Source organism: Ktedonobacter sp. SOSP1-52 (assembly GCF_016587395.1).
In genome coordinates, this window is sequence record NZ_BNJH01000004.1 from 509,835 (window position 1) to 524,451 (window position 14,617).

The 14,617-nt window shown below is 56.8% G+C and carries 12 protein-coding genes; 4 read left to right on the plus strand and 8 right to left on the minus strand.

The window, feature by feature from the left end:
- The first annotated feature begins 3 nt into the window (after nucleotides 1-3).
- The 3 genes from coaBC to JMJ16_RS37380 all read left to right on the plus strand — a co-directional run bounded on the left by coaBC (nucleotide 4) and on the right by JMJ16_RS37380 (nucleotide 2,934).
- The gene (gene coaBC, locus JMJ16_RS37370) at nucleotides 4-1,311 is read left to right on the plus strand and encodes a bifunctional phosphopantothenoylcysteine decarboxylase/phosphopantothenate--cysteine ligase CoaBC (RefSeq protein ID WP_201389820.1); all 1,308 of its coding nucleotides are present in this window, start codon (nucleotides 4-6) and stop codon (nucleotides 1,309-1,311) included.
- 85 nt (nucleotides 1,312-1,396) lie between these two features.
- Nucleotides 1,397-1,780, plus strand: a complete 384-nt coding sequence (locus JMJ16_RS37375; RefSeq protein ID WP_201389822.1) for a hypothetical protein — start codon at nucleotides 1,397-1,399, stop codon at nucleotides 1,778-1,780.
- A gap of 164 nt (nucleotides 1,781-1,944) precedes the next feature.
- Nucleotides 1,945-2,934 carry an AIM24 family protein gene (locus JMJ16_RS37380; protein WP_201389825.1) on the plus strand — a complete coding sequence of 330 codons (990 nt, stop codon included), beginning with the start codon at nucleotides 1,945-1,947 and terminating at the stop codon, nucleotides 2,932-2,934.
- A gap of 89 nt (nucleotides 2,935-3,023) precedes the next feature.
- On the opposite strand, the gene JMJ16_RS37385 is transcribed toward JMJ16_RS37380, so the two are convergent.
- The 6 genes from JMJ16_RS37385 to JMJ16_RS37410 form a co-directional block, all read right to left on the minus strand.
- The gene (locus JMJ16_RS37385; protein WP_201370434.1) at nucleotides 3,024-3,686 is read right to left on the minus strand and encodes an MEDS domain-containing protein; all 663 of its coding nucleotides are present in this window, start codon (nucleotides 3,684-3,686) and stop codon (nucleotides 3,024-3,026) included.
- Between the two features lie 17 nt (nucleotides 3,687-3,703).
- Nucleotides 3,704-4,015, minus strand: a complete 312-nt coding sequence (locus JMJ16_RS37390; protein WP_201370433.1) for a hypothetical protein — start codon at nucleotides 4,013-4,015, stop codon at nucleotides 3,704-3,706.
- A gap of 4 nt (nucleotides 4,016-4,019) precedes the next feature.
- On the minus strand, nucleotides 4,020-4,535 hold the full coding sequence (locus JMJ16_RS37395) for an NUDIX hydrolase (protein ID WP_201370432.1): 516 nt from the start codon (nucleotides 4,533-4,535) through the stop codon (nucleotides 4,020-4,022).
- Nucleotides 4,536-5,117: 582 nt separating this feature from the next.
- Nucleotides 5,118-6,104, minus strand: a complete 987-nt coding sequence (locus JMJ16_RS37400; RefSeq protein WP_201389827.1) for a uroporphyrinogen decarboxylase family protein — start codon at nucleotides 6,102-6,104, stop codon at nucleotides 5,118-5,120.
- A gap of 33 nt (nucleotides 6,105-6,137) precedes the next feature.
- On the minus strand, nucleotides 6,138-6,860 hold the full coding sequence (locus JMJ16_RS37405; protein WP_201370429.1) for a response regulator transcription factor: 723 nt from the start codon (nucleotides 6,858-6,860) through the stop codon (nucleotides 6,138-6,140).
- Nucleotides 6,860-8,575, minus strand: a complete 1,716-nt coding sequence (locus JMJ16_RS37410; RefSeq protein WP_201389829.1) for a cell wall metabolism sensor histidine kinase WalK — start codon at nucleotides 8,573-8,575, stop codon at nucleotides 6,860-6,862. Before JMJ16_RS37410 ends, JMJ16_RS37405 begins: the two co-directional genes overlap by 1 nt.
- A 320-nt stretch (nucleotides 8,576-8,895) precedes the next feature.
- On the opposite strand from JMJ16_RS37410, the gene trmD reads away from it, so the two are divergent.
- Nucleotides 8,896-9,648, plus strand: coding sequence for a tRNA (guanosine(37)-N1)-methyltransferase TrmD (gene trmD, locus JMJ16_RS37415; RefSeq protein WP_201389831.1), 753 nt, complete (start codon nucleotides 8,896-8,898; stop codon nucleotides 9,646-9,648).
- Nucleotides 9,649-9,848: 200 nt separating this feature from the next.
- Here trmD and JMJ16_RS37420 read toward each other — a convergent pair whose 3' ends face one another.
- Together JMJ16_RS37420 and JMJ16_RS37425 are read right to left on the minus strand one after the other, a co-directional pair.
- On the minus strand, nucleotides 9,849-13,007 hold the full coding sequence (locus tag JMJ16_RS37420; protein WP_201389832.1) for a DNA translocase FtsK: 3,159 nt from the start codon (nucleotides 13,005-13,007) through the stop codon (nucleotides 9,849-9,851).
- A 137-nt stretch (nucleotides 13,008-13,144) separates the two neighbouring features.
- Nucleotides 13,145-14,572: a hypothetical protein gene (locus tag JMJ16_RS37425; RefSeq protein WP_201389834.1), complete on the minus strand. Its 1,428-nt coding sequence runs from the start codon at nucleotides 14,570-14,572 to the stop codon at nucleotides 13,145-13,147.
- Nucleotides 14,573-14,617 lie beyond the last annotated feature (45 nt).

Here is a 14,617-nt window from a genome sequence, read left to right on the forward strand (position 1 = left end):
TACATGTTACTCAATAGGCATATTGTCCTCGGCGTCTGTGGGGGGATCGCCTGCTATAAAGCAGTCGATCTGGCCAGTAAGCTACAGCAAGCTGGCGCGAAGGTAGACGTCATTATGACGGAGCACGCCGAAGAATTCGTTCGCCCACTAACCTTTTCAACGATGAGCCACCGCCCGGTCTATAGCGATCTGTGGGAGCCCTCAGGGGAGGCCGCGGAGACACATATTAAGCTGGCGGAGGAGGCTGATATCCTGGCGATTGTACCAGCGACCGCACAGACAATCGCGAAACTGGTTCATGGTTTCACCGATAATATGCTCACCACAGTAGCATTGGCGACGCAAGCACCCTTACTCCTGGCTCCTGCCATGTATAAAGATATGTATACTCATCCTGCGACACAGGCCAATCTGGAGGTGTTGCGGCAACGAGGGGCATATGTTGTCGAGCCAGCGGTGGGACGCCTGGCATCAGGGGCGATTGGACCTGGCCGCCTACCAGATACAGACCTCCTTATGGGGGCCATACGCCTGACCCTGGGTCGCCGCAGTGGAGACCTGGCGGGGAGGCGCGTCATCGTGACGGCTGGCGGGACACAGGAGCCAATTGATCCTGTTCGCTATGTGGGGAATCATTCTTCGGGAAAGATGGGCTACGCCATTGCGACAGAGGCGCGTGATCGTGGGGCTGATGTCGTCCTGGTGACAGGGCCGGTCTCGCTTCCCGCTCCTTATGGGGTAGACCTGATTCGGGTAGAAACGGCCTCACAGATGCGTGATGCCGTCATGGCCACCGTACATGATGCTGATGCCCTGGTTATGAGCGCTGCCGTCGCCGATTTTCGGCCCGCTCATCCCTCTCCTCAGAAAATCAAGAAACACGCGGGAGAGCACCTAGCCATAACCCCTCCTGGGCAGCAGGGGCAGGCGACACCAGACGCTGACACTTCTGGTGGCGGGTTTTCAATACACCTGGTCCGCAATCCAGATATCCTGGCTGAATTGGCCTCTCTTCAGGCAGCGCAGCCACGAAGCAGCGCTGGAGAGCAGCCGCGACCGCGGCGACTCGTTCGCGTTGGCTTCGCAGCGGAAACTGAGAACGTCATCTTGAATGCACGCGATAAGCTCGTGCGTAAGCAGCTCGATCTTCTCGTGGCAAACGATGTGATGCGCTCAGATAGCGGTTTTGGGGCGGATACTAACAAGGTCTACTTCTTCCATGCCGATGGGTCAATGGAAGACTTGCCCGTTATGCCCAAAGCAGGCGTTGCGGCGGCGATTTGGGATAGAGTTATATCCCTTTTGGCGTAGGGTAGCTGGGGGGACGTGGCGCTGTGATGGGAGCTTTTGTTCTAGATATATTGGGTACGAAAAGTACGCAGGAGGAGAATCCCCGATGGATCGCACTGCTAGCGCTGGTTTTGAAGGCATCGCTCAGATGCTGCTCGAGCAGAAAAAATTAATGGATGCGTTGGAAGCGGAGAACCGCGAACTTCGCCGTCAACTGGCTGATCTACGCCGTGGCGTCGGCATCGCCGTCGTTATCGAAGGCAAGACAATTCAGCTGGCAACCGATGGCGGTAGCGCCACCAACCCACAGTCGCAGGCCGCACTGCAGAGCCTGCAATCACTTCAGGGCACCCCTCAACCAACAGGGCAGAACACCTACAATCAGCCGGCACGCTCCAACAATGGGCAGAGCACCGTCAACCTGAATGGCGACAAGCGGGAGAGCAATAACAACGCTCGCAGCCCACTCGCCGATAGCTTCGTGCTCTAAGTCTCTTAAACTATCTATCACGAATCGTATACTCTGTCGCATCCAAATTGGGAACCCCTTTCGGGTTCCCTCTTTTTGATATAAGGGTCCCGTTTACGTCTTTCCTGATAGAACCGTCCGCCCGCGAAAGTCATTACTGGGCGCACGTTGAAGGAGGATTCTTCATGATTTGCCCCCGTTGCCATAACCAGGTTGCCGACCATGTCAAGTTTTGCGGCACCTGCGGGCAGGATATGCGCGCGGCACAAGCGGCGCCTCAGCACCCCTCCGGGGCCTATAGCGATCCGCAGCCAGCACCAGCTCAAGCCTATGTTCCCCCTAACCAGTTTGAGGAGTATAGCAACAGCGTCTTTGGCAATGTCGTTCCTCGCTCCGAGTTGCATAACCCCAAGGGTCCCCTGCATATCGCGGACATGACCATTACTATCGATGGTGAACTGGTCCCGGTCGTCGATATCATGCTGGGCAACCAGATGCCTATCTATTTCGAGCATCACATCCTGCTCTGGAAGCACCCTGGGGTACAACTGGGCTTTAAGTCGATGCGGGGAGCGGCGCGGCGCTTCTTCGCGGGCCTACAGATCTTCATTGGCGAGGCACAGGGTCCCGGCAACATCGCCTTCTCACGCGATTCAGTGGGGCAGATCGTGGCGCTACGCCTGCAGCCCGGCCAGATGGTCGAGGTCCGTGAACACCAGTTCCTGGTCGCCACGGGCAATATAGATTACAACTTCACCTTTGTCCAGGGCGTCTCCAACATCCTCTTCAGCCGCACCGGCCTCTTTGTCGACCAGTTTACTGCGATGGGCGGCGAGGGCATGCTACTGCTCCATGGCTATGGCAATGTCTTCGAGAAGATGCTTGCTCCCGGCGAGGTCCTCGATATCGAGCCTGGAGCCTGGCTCTGGAAGGATCCCTCGGTCCGCATGGAGATGACCACAGTGGCTGGATCCCAGCGCGGCGGCGGTGGCATCCTGGGCGCGATCAGCAACTTTATGGCTGGCTCCTCTATCACGCTGAACCGCTTTATCGGCCCCGGTCGCGTGGGTATCCAGTCCATGACCTATCATCCACCCACGGCCGAAGGCGCCTCCCAGGCAGGCGGCCAGAACAACATGAATATGAACATCGGCGGCCTGGGCGACCTCTTCTAGCATTTATACCTCGTCAGCAATGAAAGGGGGGTGATGGCAGGCTTTACCTGCCATCACCCCCCTTTCATTGCTGACGAGGTAACACTACCTTATGCGCTAGCAGATGAGCCACCGTTCCCGTTCTTGTCTTTGTTGATACGCAAGATCTTGAGCATATATTGCTCAGAGTTGAGGTAGTAGGGGTTGCGCTTGATATATTTGCCAACCACCGAAATAGGATGCAGTTTGAGCATCTCTACCACCAGGCTGGGCAAGAGCTTGCTGTGATCATAATGGATAAGCGCGATGATTGGTGCATTTTGGAAGGTGAAGACCGCGTCCGAGGCCGCTTCATACTTCAAGACCTGCTCAGGGGTGGCAATATCTTTTGAGAGCCAGGTCATATCAATAGAGATGCGTACCGCCTTCCAGCCCTCGCGCAGGGCCTGGGCAATGAATGTCTGGTGCGATGAGAGCAGGTAATAGGGGTCAAAACGCTTCCCCGCCGCCAAGAAAGCCTCGCGCTCTTCAAACAAAACAAGCTGACCCGAGGCCTCAAGTTGCTCTACATCAATCTGCAATTTTTGTAGCTCGTCGCGAAACTCCTTCACCTGGGCGGGTGCGGCCGCGAACATACACTTCTCTTGTGAGAGCAGGCCGACTTTCATCAAACGCGCCGTGACACCTGGTATCTCTGTCACCTTACTATAAAGTTGGCAGATATGTGAGCCAGGGGGAATGCGCTCAGATTTGCCTTCAACACTAAGATCCATACCTACCTCCACTGGTGCTATTTATTGGCCTGTTCCTTGCGTTGCTCTCGCAGACGCACAGAGCGGTTAATACTGCTCACGGCGAAGGCCGCGGTCGCTCCAAATATAATGATACCTGCCAGAAACACAATCGTCAGCAACGTGATTAACTTCCCGGTGCTTGATTTGGCCGCGAGCCCCACAAGCAGAGTACATAGTACCATGGGAAGCGTAAACACCAGCCCCCACACAAGCATGACTCTCCACCTCTGCCCGGGCGTGATGGTCTCATTCCCACTAAAGGGCAAGAGTATGCGACGAATGAGCGAATAATCCTGCGGCTGGCTCATAAAGCTATGGTTGCCTCTCTTTACGTTGATACTGTAACCAGCGCGAGAGCATTTCCTCCGCCTGGTACAGAATATGTACTTCATTTTGATAGGTCAGACGACGACAAGCTTCATGCAAGGGGAACCACTCCACCATATCATATTCACAATCATGGAAAGAGGTATCCCCACCAACTGCTTCCAGCAGGAAATGACGCACTTGTTTATGGTATCGTACCTGGTCTCGCACAAAAGAGTATGAGATACTGCCCACATAAGTGATCAATCGTACCTCAAGCCCTGTCTCCTCGCGCACCTCACGAACCGCGACTTGCTCAGCTGTCTCGCCAGGTTGAGGTGTTCCCTTGGGCAAAGCCCATATTCCCGCATGGCTACGCCCAACCAGCACTACCTCCATGCTGCCCGCTCCCTCCGCTTGCTCATGCTCTCCAGCATATGCCTCGTGCTGCAATAACAATTGCTCCGAGGCCCGCATCGGAACCAGGCGAAACACGACGCCCCCTGCCGAGTACGCTCGCATTGTGCGGTATCGCTCCATTTCTCGCGCTTCAACCCCCCTCTAATTGTACTGAATAGGTCTATAGATGAATGAATTACTACCATGTTACCAGATTGGCAGACTGGTAGCACACTCTATCTTCCTATTCAGTTCGTCATCATTGACTATTTCGCGCTATACACGCCCATACCTCATGACAACCCAGGCGTATCTCGCTAGCTTCTCTATCGTAGACGAATATCGAATACACTATACAACATTTTTTCCATCCTGCCCCGTCCTTAGCCATCCTTGGCGATTAGAGCGGATCACGCAAGAGCGCTACTCACGTACGCGCCTACAAAGGCGGCTCTCCCATCAGTAGGAACCCGCTTTAGCGCCTACAAAGGCGATTAATCGCCTGTAGGCCCAGCCCAAAAACGCCTCTGTCTGCACCATCGTGAGGCAAACACGCCTCCTCAAAAAGCAGGCTTACGCCGCACTGCCATAAATGGCATTTGGATGCGCTAAAGCGGGTCCCTACCGAAATGGAGTGCATCCATTTTGCGGTTAAAATTATGTGTGAGTATAGCGAATGCGCTTCAGAGTGTCAAGCAGGATAACTCAAGATAACACGCGGCGTAATGCATTGAGGCTCTTCGTCGGCACGTCGGGGGTGAGAGAACCTCCGGGCGCGAGCAGTAGATGCTTTCCGCCCGTGGCTTCAAGCGCACTACCAACCTCGTCCTGCACCTGGCTGGGGCTGGCGCCCTTCTGGAAGGCTCTCTGGCTCAAGCCACCCATGACAACTTTCCCTGAGCGGCGCTGCCCATCGCGCAAGTCGGGATTCCCACTCGCCTCGCTGGCCCAGTTGATGGCATGAATGGGATAGCTCACCAGCAGGTCAAAATGGATGTTCGCGCCACTATTATGGAGCGCCGTACACTTGCTGCGACTCTTCAGTGCGTCGAGAATCTCCTGGTCATACTGCTCGCCAAATTCACGATACTTGTCGGCGGTCAACTGCTCGGTGCTGGCCCAGCCATTGGTTTCATAATAAATACCATGCGCGCCCTGCTCCAGGCAGGCAATCGCAAACGAGGTAATCGTTTCAGAGATAACACGGAGCGCGGCATGCATGGCATTTCGATCCTCGCGCATCGTCAGAAGCACCTGTTCGCTCCCACCCACCAGAATCTGCGCCACCGCCAGGGGCGAGAAGACAGTCTCCAGAAAGTAGGCTTCAAAGCCCAACGCGTGGTTGATCAGTTGTAGTGCTAAAAGTTGCTCACCCAGCGCGCCCTGGTCAGGCTCGATGTGCCGTAGGCGCTTCCAATCGGAGGAGCCACGAATGGGCGTGGCCTCCAACACAGGCGGCATATACTTCTCCGTGGACGGCTTATAGCGCGCTTTCCAGCCTTCCACAATATAGCTCGATCGTGGCGTGACCTTGACATAATCCCAGTCATAGCGGCTATAGCTCTCCAGAGTGGCCTCGGCCAACGTCTGGGCGCTGCCTTCACGCTGGTAATCATGCCACCAGGCGCTCACCGGAACCCGGTCAACCGCCTCACCGCGTAGCACGGCTTCAACACGTTCCTTCTTATTCATGCTAGCTTCTTGATCCTTTCTCTGATGCGAGATCTACTGATTGTCTAGCTCTTTGAAGCGGTATCCAATACCACGTTCCGTGAGTATATATTTAGGATGGGCTGGATCTTCCTCTAGTTTCTGGCGCAAATAGGTGATGTAGAGACGTAAATAGTGGGCCTCGTCGCGATACTCTCGCCCCCAGACCTTTGAGAGCAGGGTCTCGTGCGTCATCAGCCGCCCCGCATTGCTCACCAGGTGATAGAGAAGACGGTACTCCGTTGGCCGCAAGACGACCTTCTTGCCGCGCACCATGACCTCGCGACGCGCGAAGTCTATTTGCAGGTCTTCGTCGACCACGATCTCGGTCTTGCGCGCCGGGGGGGACATGAGCGAGCGGCGCAGCAGGGCGCGAATACGCGAGAGTAGTTCGGGTGGGCTGAAGGGCTTGGCGATATAGTCATCGGCTCCCAGGTCCAGCCCGCGAATCTTATCTTGCTCGCTCTGGCGCACCGTCAGCATCACCACAGGCACGGTCGAGACCTCGCGAATGGCTTTTAAGGTCTCGAAGCCGTCCATCTCTGGCATCATGACATCCAGGACTACCAGGTCAGGCAGGTGCTCGCGTAGCTGATCAAGCGCCTCCAAGCCATTACTGGCCTCGATAACGCGGTAGTGCTCCATTTCCAGGTTCATACGCACAAAGTCGCGGATGCGTGGCTCGTCATCCACAATTAAAATGGTCATATCACGCTGGTCGAAAACTTCATTCTCCATCAAAACACCACCATCGGTAACTGTGCCTGCTTCTCGCGCGGCAGGCTAAACGAAAACGTTGACCCCTGACGCAGGGTACTCTCTACCCAGATCCGGCCCCCGTGAGCCTCCACGATGGCACGGCAGATGTAGAGGCCTAGACCCGTGCCTGGAGTGGACTGCGCCAGGGGATTGCCAATGCGGCGAAAACGCTTAAAAATCTGCTCCTGGTCGCGTAGTGAGATCCCCATGCCCATATCGCGTACGCTCACAATGACCTCGTTGCTGGTAGCACGCGCGGAAATGGTAATCTTAAGCTGGCCCGACGAATATTTGATCGCGTTATCCAGCAAATTTTGTAACACTTCTTCAATACGCTCGCGATCCGCCATGACACTCGGCAGGTCAGGCGATATCTCAAGCGTGGCCTGCAAGTCGGCGTAGCGAATCTGCAAGCGCCTGACGACTGTCTCGATCAGTGGCTCCAGATCCAGGGGCGCAATCTCCATCTGGAGGCCATTGGCCTGGATACGCGAGGCATACAGCAGGTTCCCCACCAGCTTATTTAAGCGGTCGGCCTCCTCTTCAATCGCAACCAACCGCGTCTGCAAGGCCTGGGGCGCGAGACGACTCCCAATACGCGCCAGGGTCGAGGCATAGCCCTTGATGATGGCAATGGGCGTCTGTAGCTCATGCGAGACCACGGAGATAAAGGTCGAGCGCTGCTCCTCCTGCTCGCGCTCCAGCGTGATATCATGCACCGTGAGAAAGCCATTGAGCAATTCCCCACGCGCTGAACGAACACAGGAGGCAGTTACACGCACATCGACGGGCAGGCCATCACGCGTGGTAAAAATCATCTCGCGGTTGACGACACGCTGGCCCGCGAAGGCTTGCAAGATTGGCGATTCCTGCAAGCTTAGTTCATTGCCCTGCCGGTCGCGAGGACGCAGTGCCGAGAAATATAATTCCCCCAATACCTCGCTTTCGCGCCACCCGGTCAACTTCTCCATGGCGGGATTAAAATCAATGATCCTTAGCGCGCTATCGACGGTCAGGAGGCCCTCGGTGCTATAGCGAAAGATGGAAGCCAGGCGCTCCTGCTCGCTCACCAGGGCCTGTGCCTTAAAGGCACAACGCAGGGACGCGGCCAGTTGCACAATAAACATGTGCAGAGTGGCGTTCTCCTCGCCTCCCTCTTCCGCGTCGGAGTCATACGTACGCTTCCCCTGGCGCGCCCCAATCTTCTCTTCATGCACTTCAAAGCATGAGCGGGTACCGGTGGGGCGAAGAAAGTGCAGTGTCCCCAGCGGGCCTGCCGCATCAAAGACGGCGAGTGAGCAAACCTCTAGCTCGTGCCAGGACGCGTCCCTCTCCGGGCCTGGTGAAGGTGCTGCCTCAGACTCATGCGACTCACCGCTGGCGTCATGCGTGCCGTTACTCTCCACCTGCTCCTCACCATACACCCTCCTGGCCCAGGCAGGCTCCAGAATCTCTATCACCATGGGGTGGCGCGAGGTAGGCTGCAAACCCTCCTGAACGCGCTGTAATAGATCAGGAGGCACCTCCGGGCGCAGATGATAGGCGATATACTCAACGTTTCGCTGTGGATCAAAGGCCTCATTGGAGATGACAAAGACACCAGCATCGCTTCCTAGCAGTTGTATAGCGCTTCCAACCAGAAGAGTTACTTGGTCGTGCAGATCTTCGGACTGATGCGATTGAGACCAGGACATAGGAATAATAGACTCCACTCGACGTTTGATCTGGCAGATGTACGGGCTGGCCGGTTGAAAACCAGGAGTTCGTTAGAAGGTTAAAATTGCTTCTGTCAGTGTAGCACACCTCCTGGCAGAAAGAAAGATACTCTTTATGCGCACCTCCTGCTTTCTTGTCTTTTTTCCCCTCACTTGATATACTTTTCTCTCAATACAGATCACCACTGCGTGGCTCACTGGGGTATTAGGATGTGTTGGTGGGCTGGCGGAGCCAGCCCACCAACACATCCTAATACCCCCTGGAGACATACTGCTTCATTAACGACCGGAATATTATCATGCATTTTGATATTTTTACCCTCTTCCCTGGCATGTTTCAGGGGCCATTAACTGAGAGCATTCTCAAGCGCGCCCAGGACCGTGAGCTGCTGAGCGTGGCGCTCCACAACATTCGTAATGCCACAACGGATAAGCATCATGTCGTGGATGATTATCCCTATGGTGGTGGCGCTGGCATGGTCATGAAGCCAGATCCCATCTTTAACGCCATTGAGGCGGTCCACCAGGGCGGTCCCATCATCTACCTGACGCCCCAGGGGCGCCTCTTTAACCAGCAGATCGCGCAGGACCTGGCACAGGAGTCGCGCATCACATTGCTGTGTGGGCACTACGAGGGCATCGATGAGCGCGTGATCCAGCACCTTGTCACCGATGAAATCTCGATTGGCGATTATGTGCTCACAGGGGGCGAACTTGCGGCCATGATCGTTGTTGACGCGGTGAGTCGCCTCTTGCCCGGCGTTCTTGCCGAAGGCTCAACCACTGAGGAGTCGCACTCCAGCCATATGCTGGAATATCCTCACTACACACGCCCGCCCGAGTTCCGTGGCTGGCGCGTGCCCGATGTCCTGCTCTCGGGACACCACGAGCAGATCGCGCGCTGGCGCCGCAAGGAGGCCCTGAAGAAGACGCGCCTGCGCCGCCCCGACCTTTACGCCCAACTCGACCTCACTAGCAAGCAAGATAAAAAACTGCTCAGGGAAATGGACGAAGAGGAGCGCGACAACCAATCCGGTAGGGACCAGCTTTAGCGCGTCCGAACGCCATTTATGGCAGTTCGGCGTAAGCCAAATTTTTGTTGTGGAACGAAGCGACTCATCAAGCGAGATATGGAAGGGAACAATTTGGGCTGCGCCCACAGGCGATGAATCGCCTTCGGACGCGCTAAAGTTGGTCCCTACCGAGTATTTGACGCCTTTTCGCACAATAGACAGTCTCATTCCACCACGCATTACTCTTCTTGGCGCCCTGCTGCTATATTACGTTTTGCGGCCTGCTGGCGGAGGAAGTCGTTACGGGCACGCTCTTCGGCGGCGATATCCTCTGCGACATCGGCCAGTGAGTCGCCAGACTCATCGGCGTGATGATGCGATCCACCACCATTGCTGCTATCCAGAATCTCTCGTGCACGCCCTCCTGGCTCGAACTGGCCGATAATGCCTCTATCCTCCAGCAGGTCGATCAGGCGGGCCGCGCGTGAATAGCCGATGCGCAGGCGGCGCTGGAGCAGCGAGATGGAGGCACGTCCATACTCACGCACAATCTCCTCGGCGCGGTCAAGCAGCTCGTCATCCAGTTCCACGTCATCGGAGTTTGGCTCATCCTTGATCTCCCAGCCCGGCTCAACCACCTGGTGCGCAGGTGCGGCAACTGGATCCTCAGCGCCCTCATTAGCGATAGCCTGGGCCTGCTTGCTCCAGTATTCCACCAGGCGCTCCACTTCCTCATCAGCCAGGAAGGCCCCCTGAATGCGCTCAGGGCGTCCTGCATCCGCCGGAAGATAGAGCATATCGCCGCGTCCCAGCAGGCGCTCAGCACCGCCCATATCGATAATCGTGCGCGAGTCCACGGCGGAGCTGACCATGAAGGAGATACGCGTGGGAATATTCGCCTTGATCAGGCCGGTGATGACATCCACCGAGGGGCGCTGCGTCGCGATAACCAGGTGAATACCGGTCGCGCGCGCTAGCTGCGCCAGGCGACATATCATGGACTCCACCTCTTCGGGGGCGGCCATCATCAGGTCGGCCAGCTCATCGATAATGATCACGATTGCCGGGAGATTATTCAGCGAGGTGTCGCCATTGGCGATGCGCTCGCGGCGCATCTTGCGGTAACCGTCCAGGTTACGCACGCCCAGTTGAGAGAAGAGGCGATAGCGCCGCTCCATCTCATTGATGGCGTTCTTTAAGAGCGGCACCACCTTATCGACATCAATAACCACGGGCGAGAGCAGGTGCGGAATCCCATTGTACAGGCTCAGCTCAACCATTTTGGGGTCAACCATCAGCATGCGTACATCATCGGGCGTGGCCTGCGTCAGGATGCTGGCGATAATCGTATTGATACAGACGCTCTTGCCAGCTCCAGTCGCGCCCGCGATCAGCAGGTGCGGCATACGCGCCAGGTCACCCAGGCGCACCTGACCGGCAACGTCCTTGCCCAGGCCAATAGAGAGCTTGGACTTCCCCTTCGCGGCGAGATACTCTTTGCTCTCCAGCACCTCGCGCAGGGTCACCATGCGACTGTTCTTGTTAGGGACCTCCACACCGACGTAGGGGCGGCCAGGGACGGGTGCCTCCATACGAATCGTTTTGGCTTCGAGCACCAGGGCCAGGTCGTTTTGCAGGGCCATAATGCGGCTCACACGCGTGCGCGTCTCATAAACGATATTCCCGGCGGCATCGAGCGCGGGAATCATCCTGCCGGTTTTGTCGTCCTTGATCATCGAGGCCTTGCCGGTGGGCCGAATACCGAAACGAATCACGGTAGGCCCAATGCTGATATCCTCCGGGCGCACCTCGGCATTGACATGGAAGCTGTGCAGGGTTTCCTGAATCAGGCGCGCCAGTTCAGCCGTGTCGTCGCCATAGGCCTGGAGCTTGGTCTCTTCGGCATTATTGAGCAGTGTGTTCTCTGGCAGTTTCCAGCGCGAGATCACGTTCGGCATGACCTGGGATGGAACATTCTTCGCGCCCTTAGGAATTTTGGGGACGGCCTCTGCCCCTGGCAGATTTATCGCCTGCTGCTCCTGGCGCTTGCCCAAGCGGGGATTGGGCGCGAGCGGCTCCATACGGCTGTTCGCGATCTCTTCGCCACGTTTTGCGCCTGCGCGCCGCGCCTGGCTTTCATTGAAGGGCAGTTCCTGCTGGTTAGCGCCGCGCACCGAGTTGGCATAGCCCCTGGCGTCGAGCGCCGGGGGAACCTTGAGGTCCCGGCGTGGCACGGAGCCAACGTGGTGCTTATGAATATTGATATCGTTGCGCGGGTCATCGTCTTCGTCATCAAAGCCGAAGTCCTGCTCAAACTCAACATTCTCATCATCCTCTTCGTCCTCATATTGCTGAGGAGGAGCGGAGCGCCTCTTGGCGGCCATCACGATCTGCTGTACTGCCTCGCGGTCATTGGGGATCGTTGGCGTCTCGTCGATCTCCTCCTCTTCCTCCTCATCATCCTGAGGCCCAATCTTAATACCGGCGCTGCGGCCAAAGCGACTGAAGCGCGGGCGCTGTCCCAGGAAGGCGGAGATCCGCCGCCTCTCGCTCAGCTCCATCTCATCAGACTCACCTGCACGCGGTAGGGGATCAGCGACCAGGCGCTGGAAGAAACCCACGACAAGCAGAACATGGCCAAAGGTGATACGGAAGGTAAGGATAATAGCTAAGATAAGCAGGCCAATTAGTCCTACGTGTGCGACCGCAGTCGGCCAGCCCAGGAGCGGCAACGCCAGCAGGTCGGCCAGCACGCCCGCCTTGCCATAGCCCAGCAGCAAGCGACTCTCCACGAGGAGCAAGAGCCAGATAACGACCAGTCCCCAGACCATAGAGAGGCGCACCAAGCGTTCATTGCGCAAGCCTTCCATTAAGTGAGCGGCGGCGAAGAGCACCAGCCCGATGGAGAGCGGATAGGCCGACCAGCCAAAGAAGACGAGAAAGAACTGGTTAATATTGCGCAGAACGGGAACCTTACTAAAGAAGGTCAGCGAGCCAAAGAGGAGCAGAGAAAGCACCAACAGCACACTACTAAATACCCGCTGGCGCTGGTGTGCCTCCAACGAGGCCCATTTCTGCTGCGCCCACTGAAGAAAGCGCGTATCGCTAGTGGCAGGAGGGGGAGCGGCAGAGCGAGGAGACGCGCCCGGACGACTAGAGGCCGCGCCCTTCTTGCGCGCCCCCGACACGGATGCTCCACGACCCGAACGTGAAGGCGAAGACGAAGCGCTGGCACGCGTACGCGGAGTCTGCCCCTGGCGCGAAGAGGGAAGGTTCGTGCGCTGCTCCATTTGAGCCTTCTGTACGCTTTGCGAACCAACCGCGCCCGCGGCGCTACTCACGCGCGAAGTGCCGCTTACCTGGCTCTTCGCCTCTTTTTTCGAGCTACTACCAGCCATAATGAGGTTCCCTCCTGAGTGCATAACGTCGGAGACACCCGTTATGATAGCGCAGATGTTCAAAAGAAGCAAGTAGCAGAACAGGAGTTTTTCCCGCCTGATGAGGTTGTGGTGCTGCATGCAGCACCACAACCTCATCAGGCGGGAAGGACACTTCCCTGCCAGAGCTGCATGGAACCGGTGCGCAGGGCCAGGAAGAGTGTCTTGCCATCGGGGGTCCATTGCAGCACGCTGGAGGCGATCAGGTCCGCCGCCTCATCGTTATGATCACTCACGGAGACACCATACACACGCCAGAGCGCGCCCGTATTGGCATTATAGAGCGAGAGACGCTCTCCTTGATGATCATACACTGCCAGCACCTGGCCATCGGACCGCCAGGCAAACGTCTTCGTCTCCAGACCTTTAGATTGGGAACGCAGAAGCATCTCGAGAGCTTTATCATGCACCGGCAGGACCGGCAATTGATCCAGTGAGGCTCCCTTCAACACATCCGGCGCTAAGGGCGCTTGCCCGGGTAGGCTTATACGCGCTTGCCAGTAGAGGATAGCCATGTAGCGCCCATCACTCGACCAGCTCACGCAGGAGGCATTCCAGACATACTGCCTCTCCGGCGTCGTATCCAAGACCTGGACCTTTCCAGGCTGCCAGAAAGTAAAGGGCTCTCCACTATGCACACTTCCCACATCTATACCAGAGAGCGTACCTGCTGGCGGATGTACCAGGTGCCCTTGCCTATCCCATTGTAAGCCAGTATTGGCGCTGGTCTCCAGCACGCGCTCAGCTTGCGGAACCTGGATGCCCTTCAGCACATCCCAGACCAGGCCCAGTTCCATAAAGCTCGAAGGAGATGCGGCACTGGACTCGTCAGTGGCGAGGTAGATATGCGTTTGTTTCGGCAGATCGAGCACATACAGGCCCGCCAGCGTCCTGAGCGTCCCTACAAACATCGAGTTCCTGGGTGTCAGAGCCAGTTGGAAGGCGCAAATCACCTTCTTGCTATCAGGTGACCAGCTCACAGTAAGGTAGTAGATATCGCTCACATCCTCCGTCCTCAATTGCTGCTTATGAACGATATCGAGAATCGCGTTAGCGAGGGCAAACTGGCCCAGGAGACGCTTCGAGTGTGCGTCAAAGAGTTTGAGTCTGGCATTACCAGTGCGCCCCTCGATACGAGAGAGCGAGGGCAGATAACAATAATCACGCTCCATGACCGCGATCACCTCTTTATTGGGGGCCAGTTCGGCATCATTGATGCATGACTCACCCATATCCAGGGTATTTGCGGAAGTGATGGGTGGCTGAGGCACGAATTTGCTAGCGAACCAGGACCAGCTTCCGCTGGTCAGGAGCAACGCCACCAGCCCCACACAGAAGACCGCCGTTACAAAAGGCACTTGCACGCGCCGCCTCCGCCACAGTGGAAGAGGCTCGCGCGACTCCGGCGAGGCGGTCTTCTCCCGCGATGGCAGTGAACTCTTCCAGACATCTTCCGGATCATTCTCGAAATCGCCCAGGTCGACGACCTCCAACTCCATATCATCATCGTCTTCGTACGGCTTCATGCCCCATTGCCTTTCACTGCGCGCCGCGCTATTTTCCTACTTACT

Coding starts and splice junctions, on each gene's coding strand:
- JMJ16_RS37385 (WP_201370434.1), bottom strand. CDS start 3,686: ATGGATCTTAGTGTTGAAGGCAAATCTGAGCGCATTCCCCCTGGCTCA.
- JMJ16_RS37390 (WP_201370433.1), bottom strand. CDS start 4,015: ATGAGCCAGCCGCAGGATTATTCGCTCATTCGTCGCATACTCTTGCCC.
- JMJ16_RS37400 (WP_201389827.1), bottom strand. CDS start 6,104: ATGAATAAGAAGGAACGTGTTGAAGCCGTGCTACGCGGTGAGGCGGTT.
- JMJ16_RS37425 (WP_201389834.1), bottom strand. CDS start 14,572: ATGAAGCCGTACGAAGACGATGATGATATGGAGTTGGAGGTCGTCGAC.
- coaBC (WP_201389820.1), top strand. CDS start 4: ATGTTACTCAATAGGCATATTGTCCTCGGCGTCTGTGGGGGGATCGCC.
- JMJ16_RS37395 (WP_201370432.1), bottom strand. CDS start 4,535: ATGCGAGCGTACTCGGCAGGGGGCGTCGTGTTTCGCCTGGTTCCGATG.
- JMJ16_RS37420 (WP_201389832.1), bottom strand. CDS start 13,007: ATGGCTGGTAGTAGCTCGAAAAAAGAGGCGAAGAGCCAGGTAAGCGGC.
- JMJ16_RS37410 (WP_201389829.1), bottom strand. CDS start 8,575: ATGTCCTGGTCTCAATCGCATCAGTCCGAAGATCTGCACGACCAAGTA.
- JMJ16_RS37380 (WP_201389825.1), top strand. CDS start 1,945: ATGATTTGCCCCCGTTGCCATAACCAGGTTGCCGACCATGTCAAGTTT.
- trmD (WP_201389831.1), top strand. CDS start 8,896: ATGCATTTTGATATTTTTACCCTCTTCCCTGGCATGTTTCAGGGGCCA.
- JMJ16_RS37405 (WP_201370429.1), bottom strand. CDS start 6,860: ATGGAGAATGAAGTTTTCGACCAGCGTGATATGACCATTTTAATTGTG.
- JMJ16_RS37375 (WP_201389822.1), top strand. CDS start 1,397: ATGGATCGCACTGCTAGCGCTGGTTTTGAAGGCATCGCTCAGATGCTG.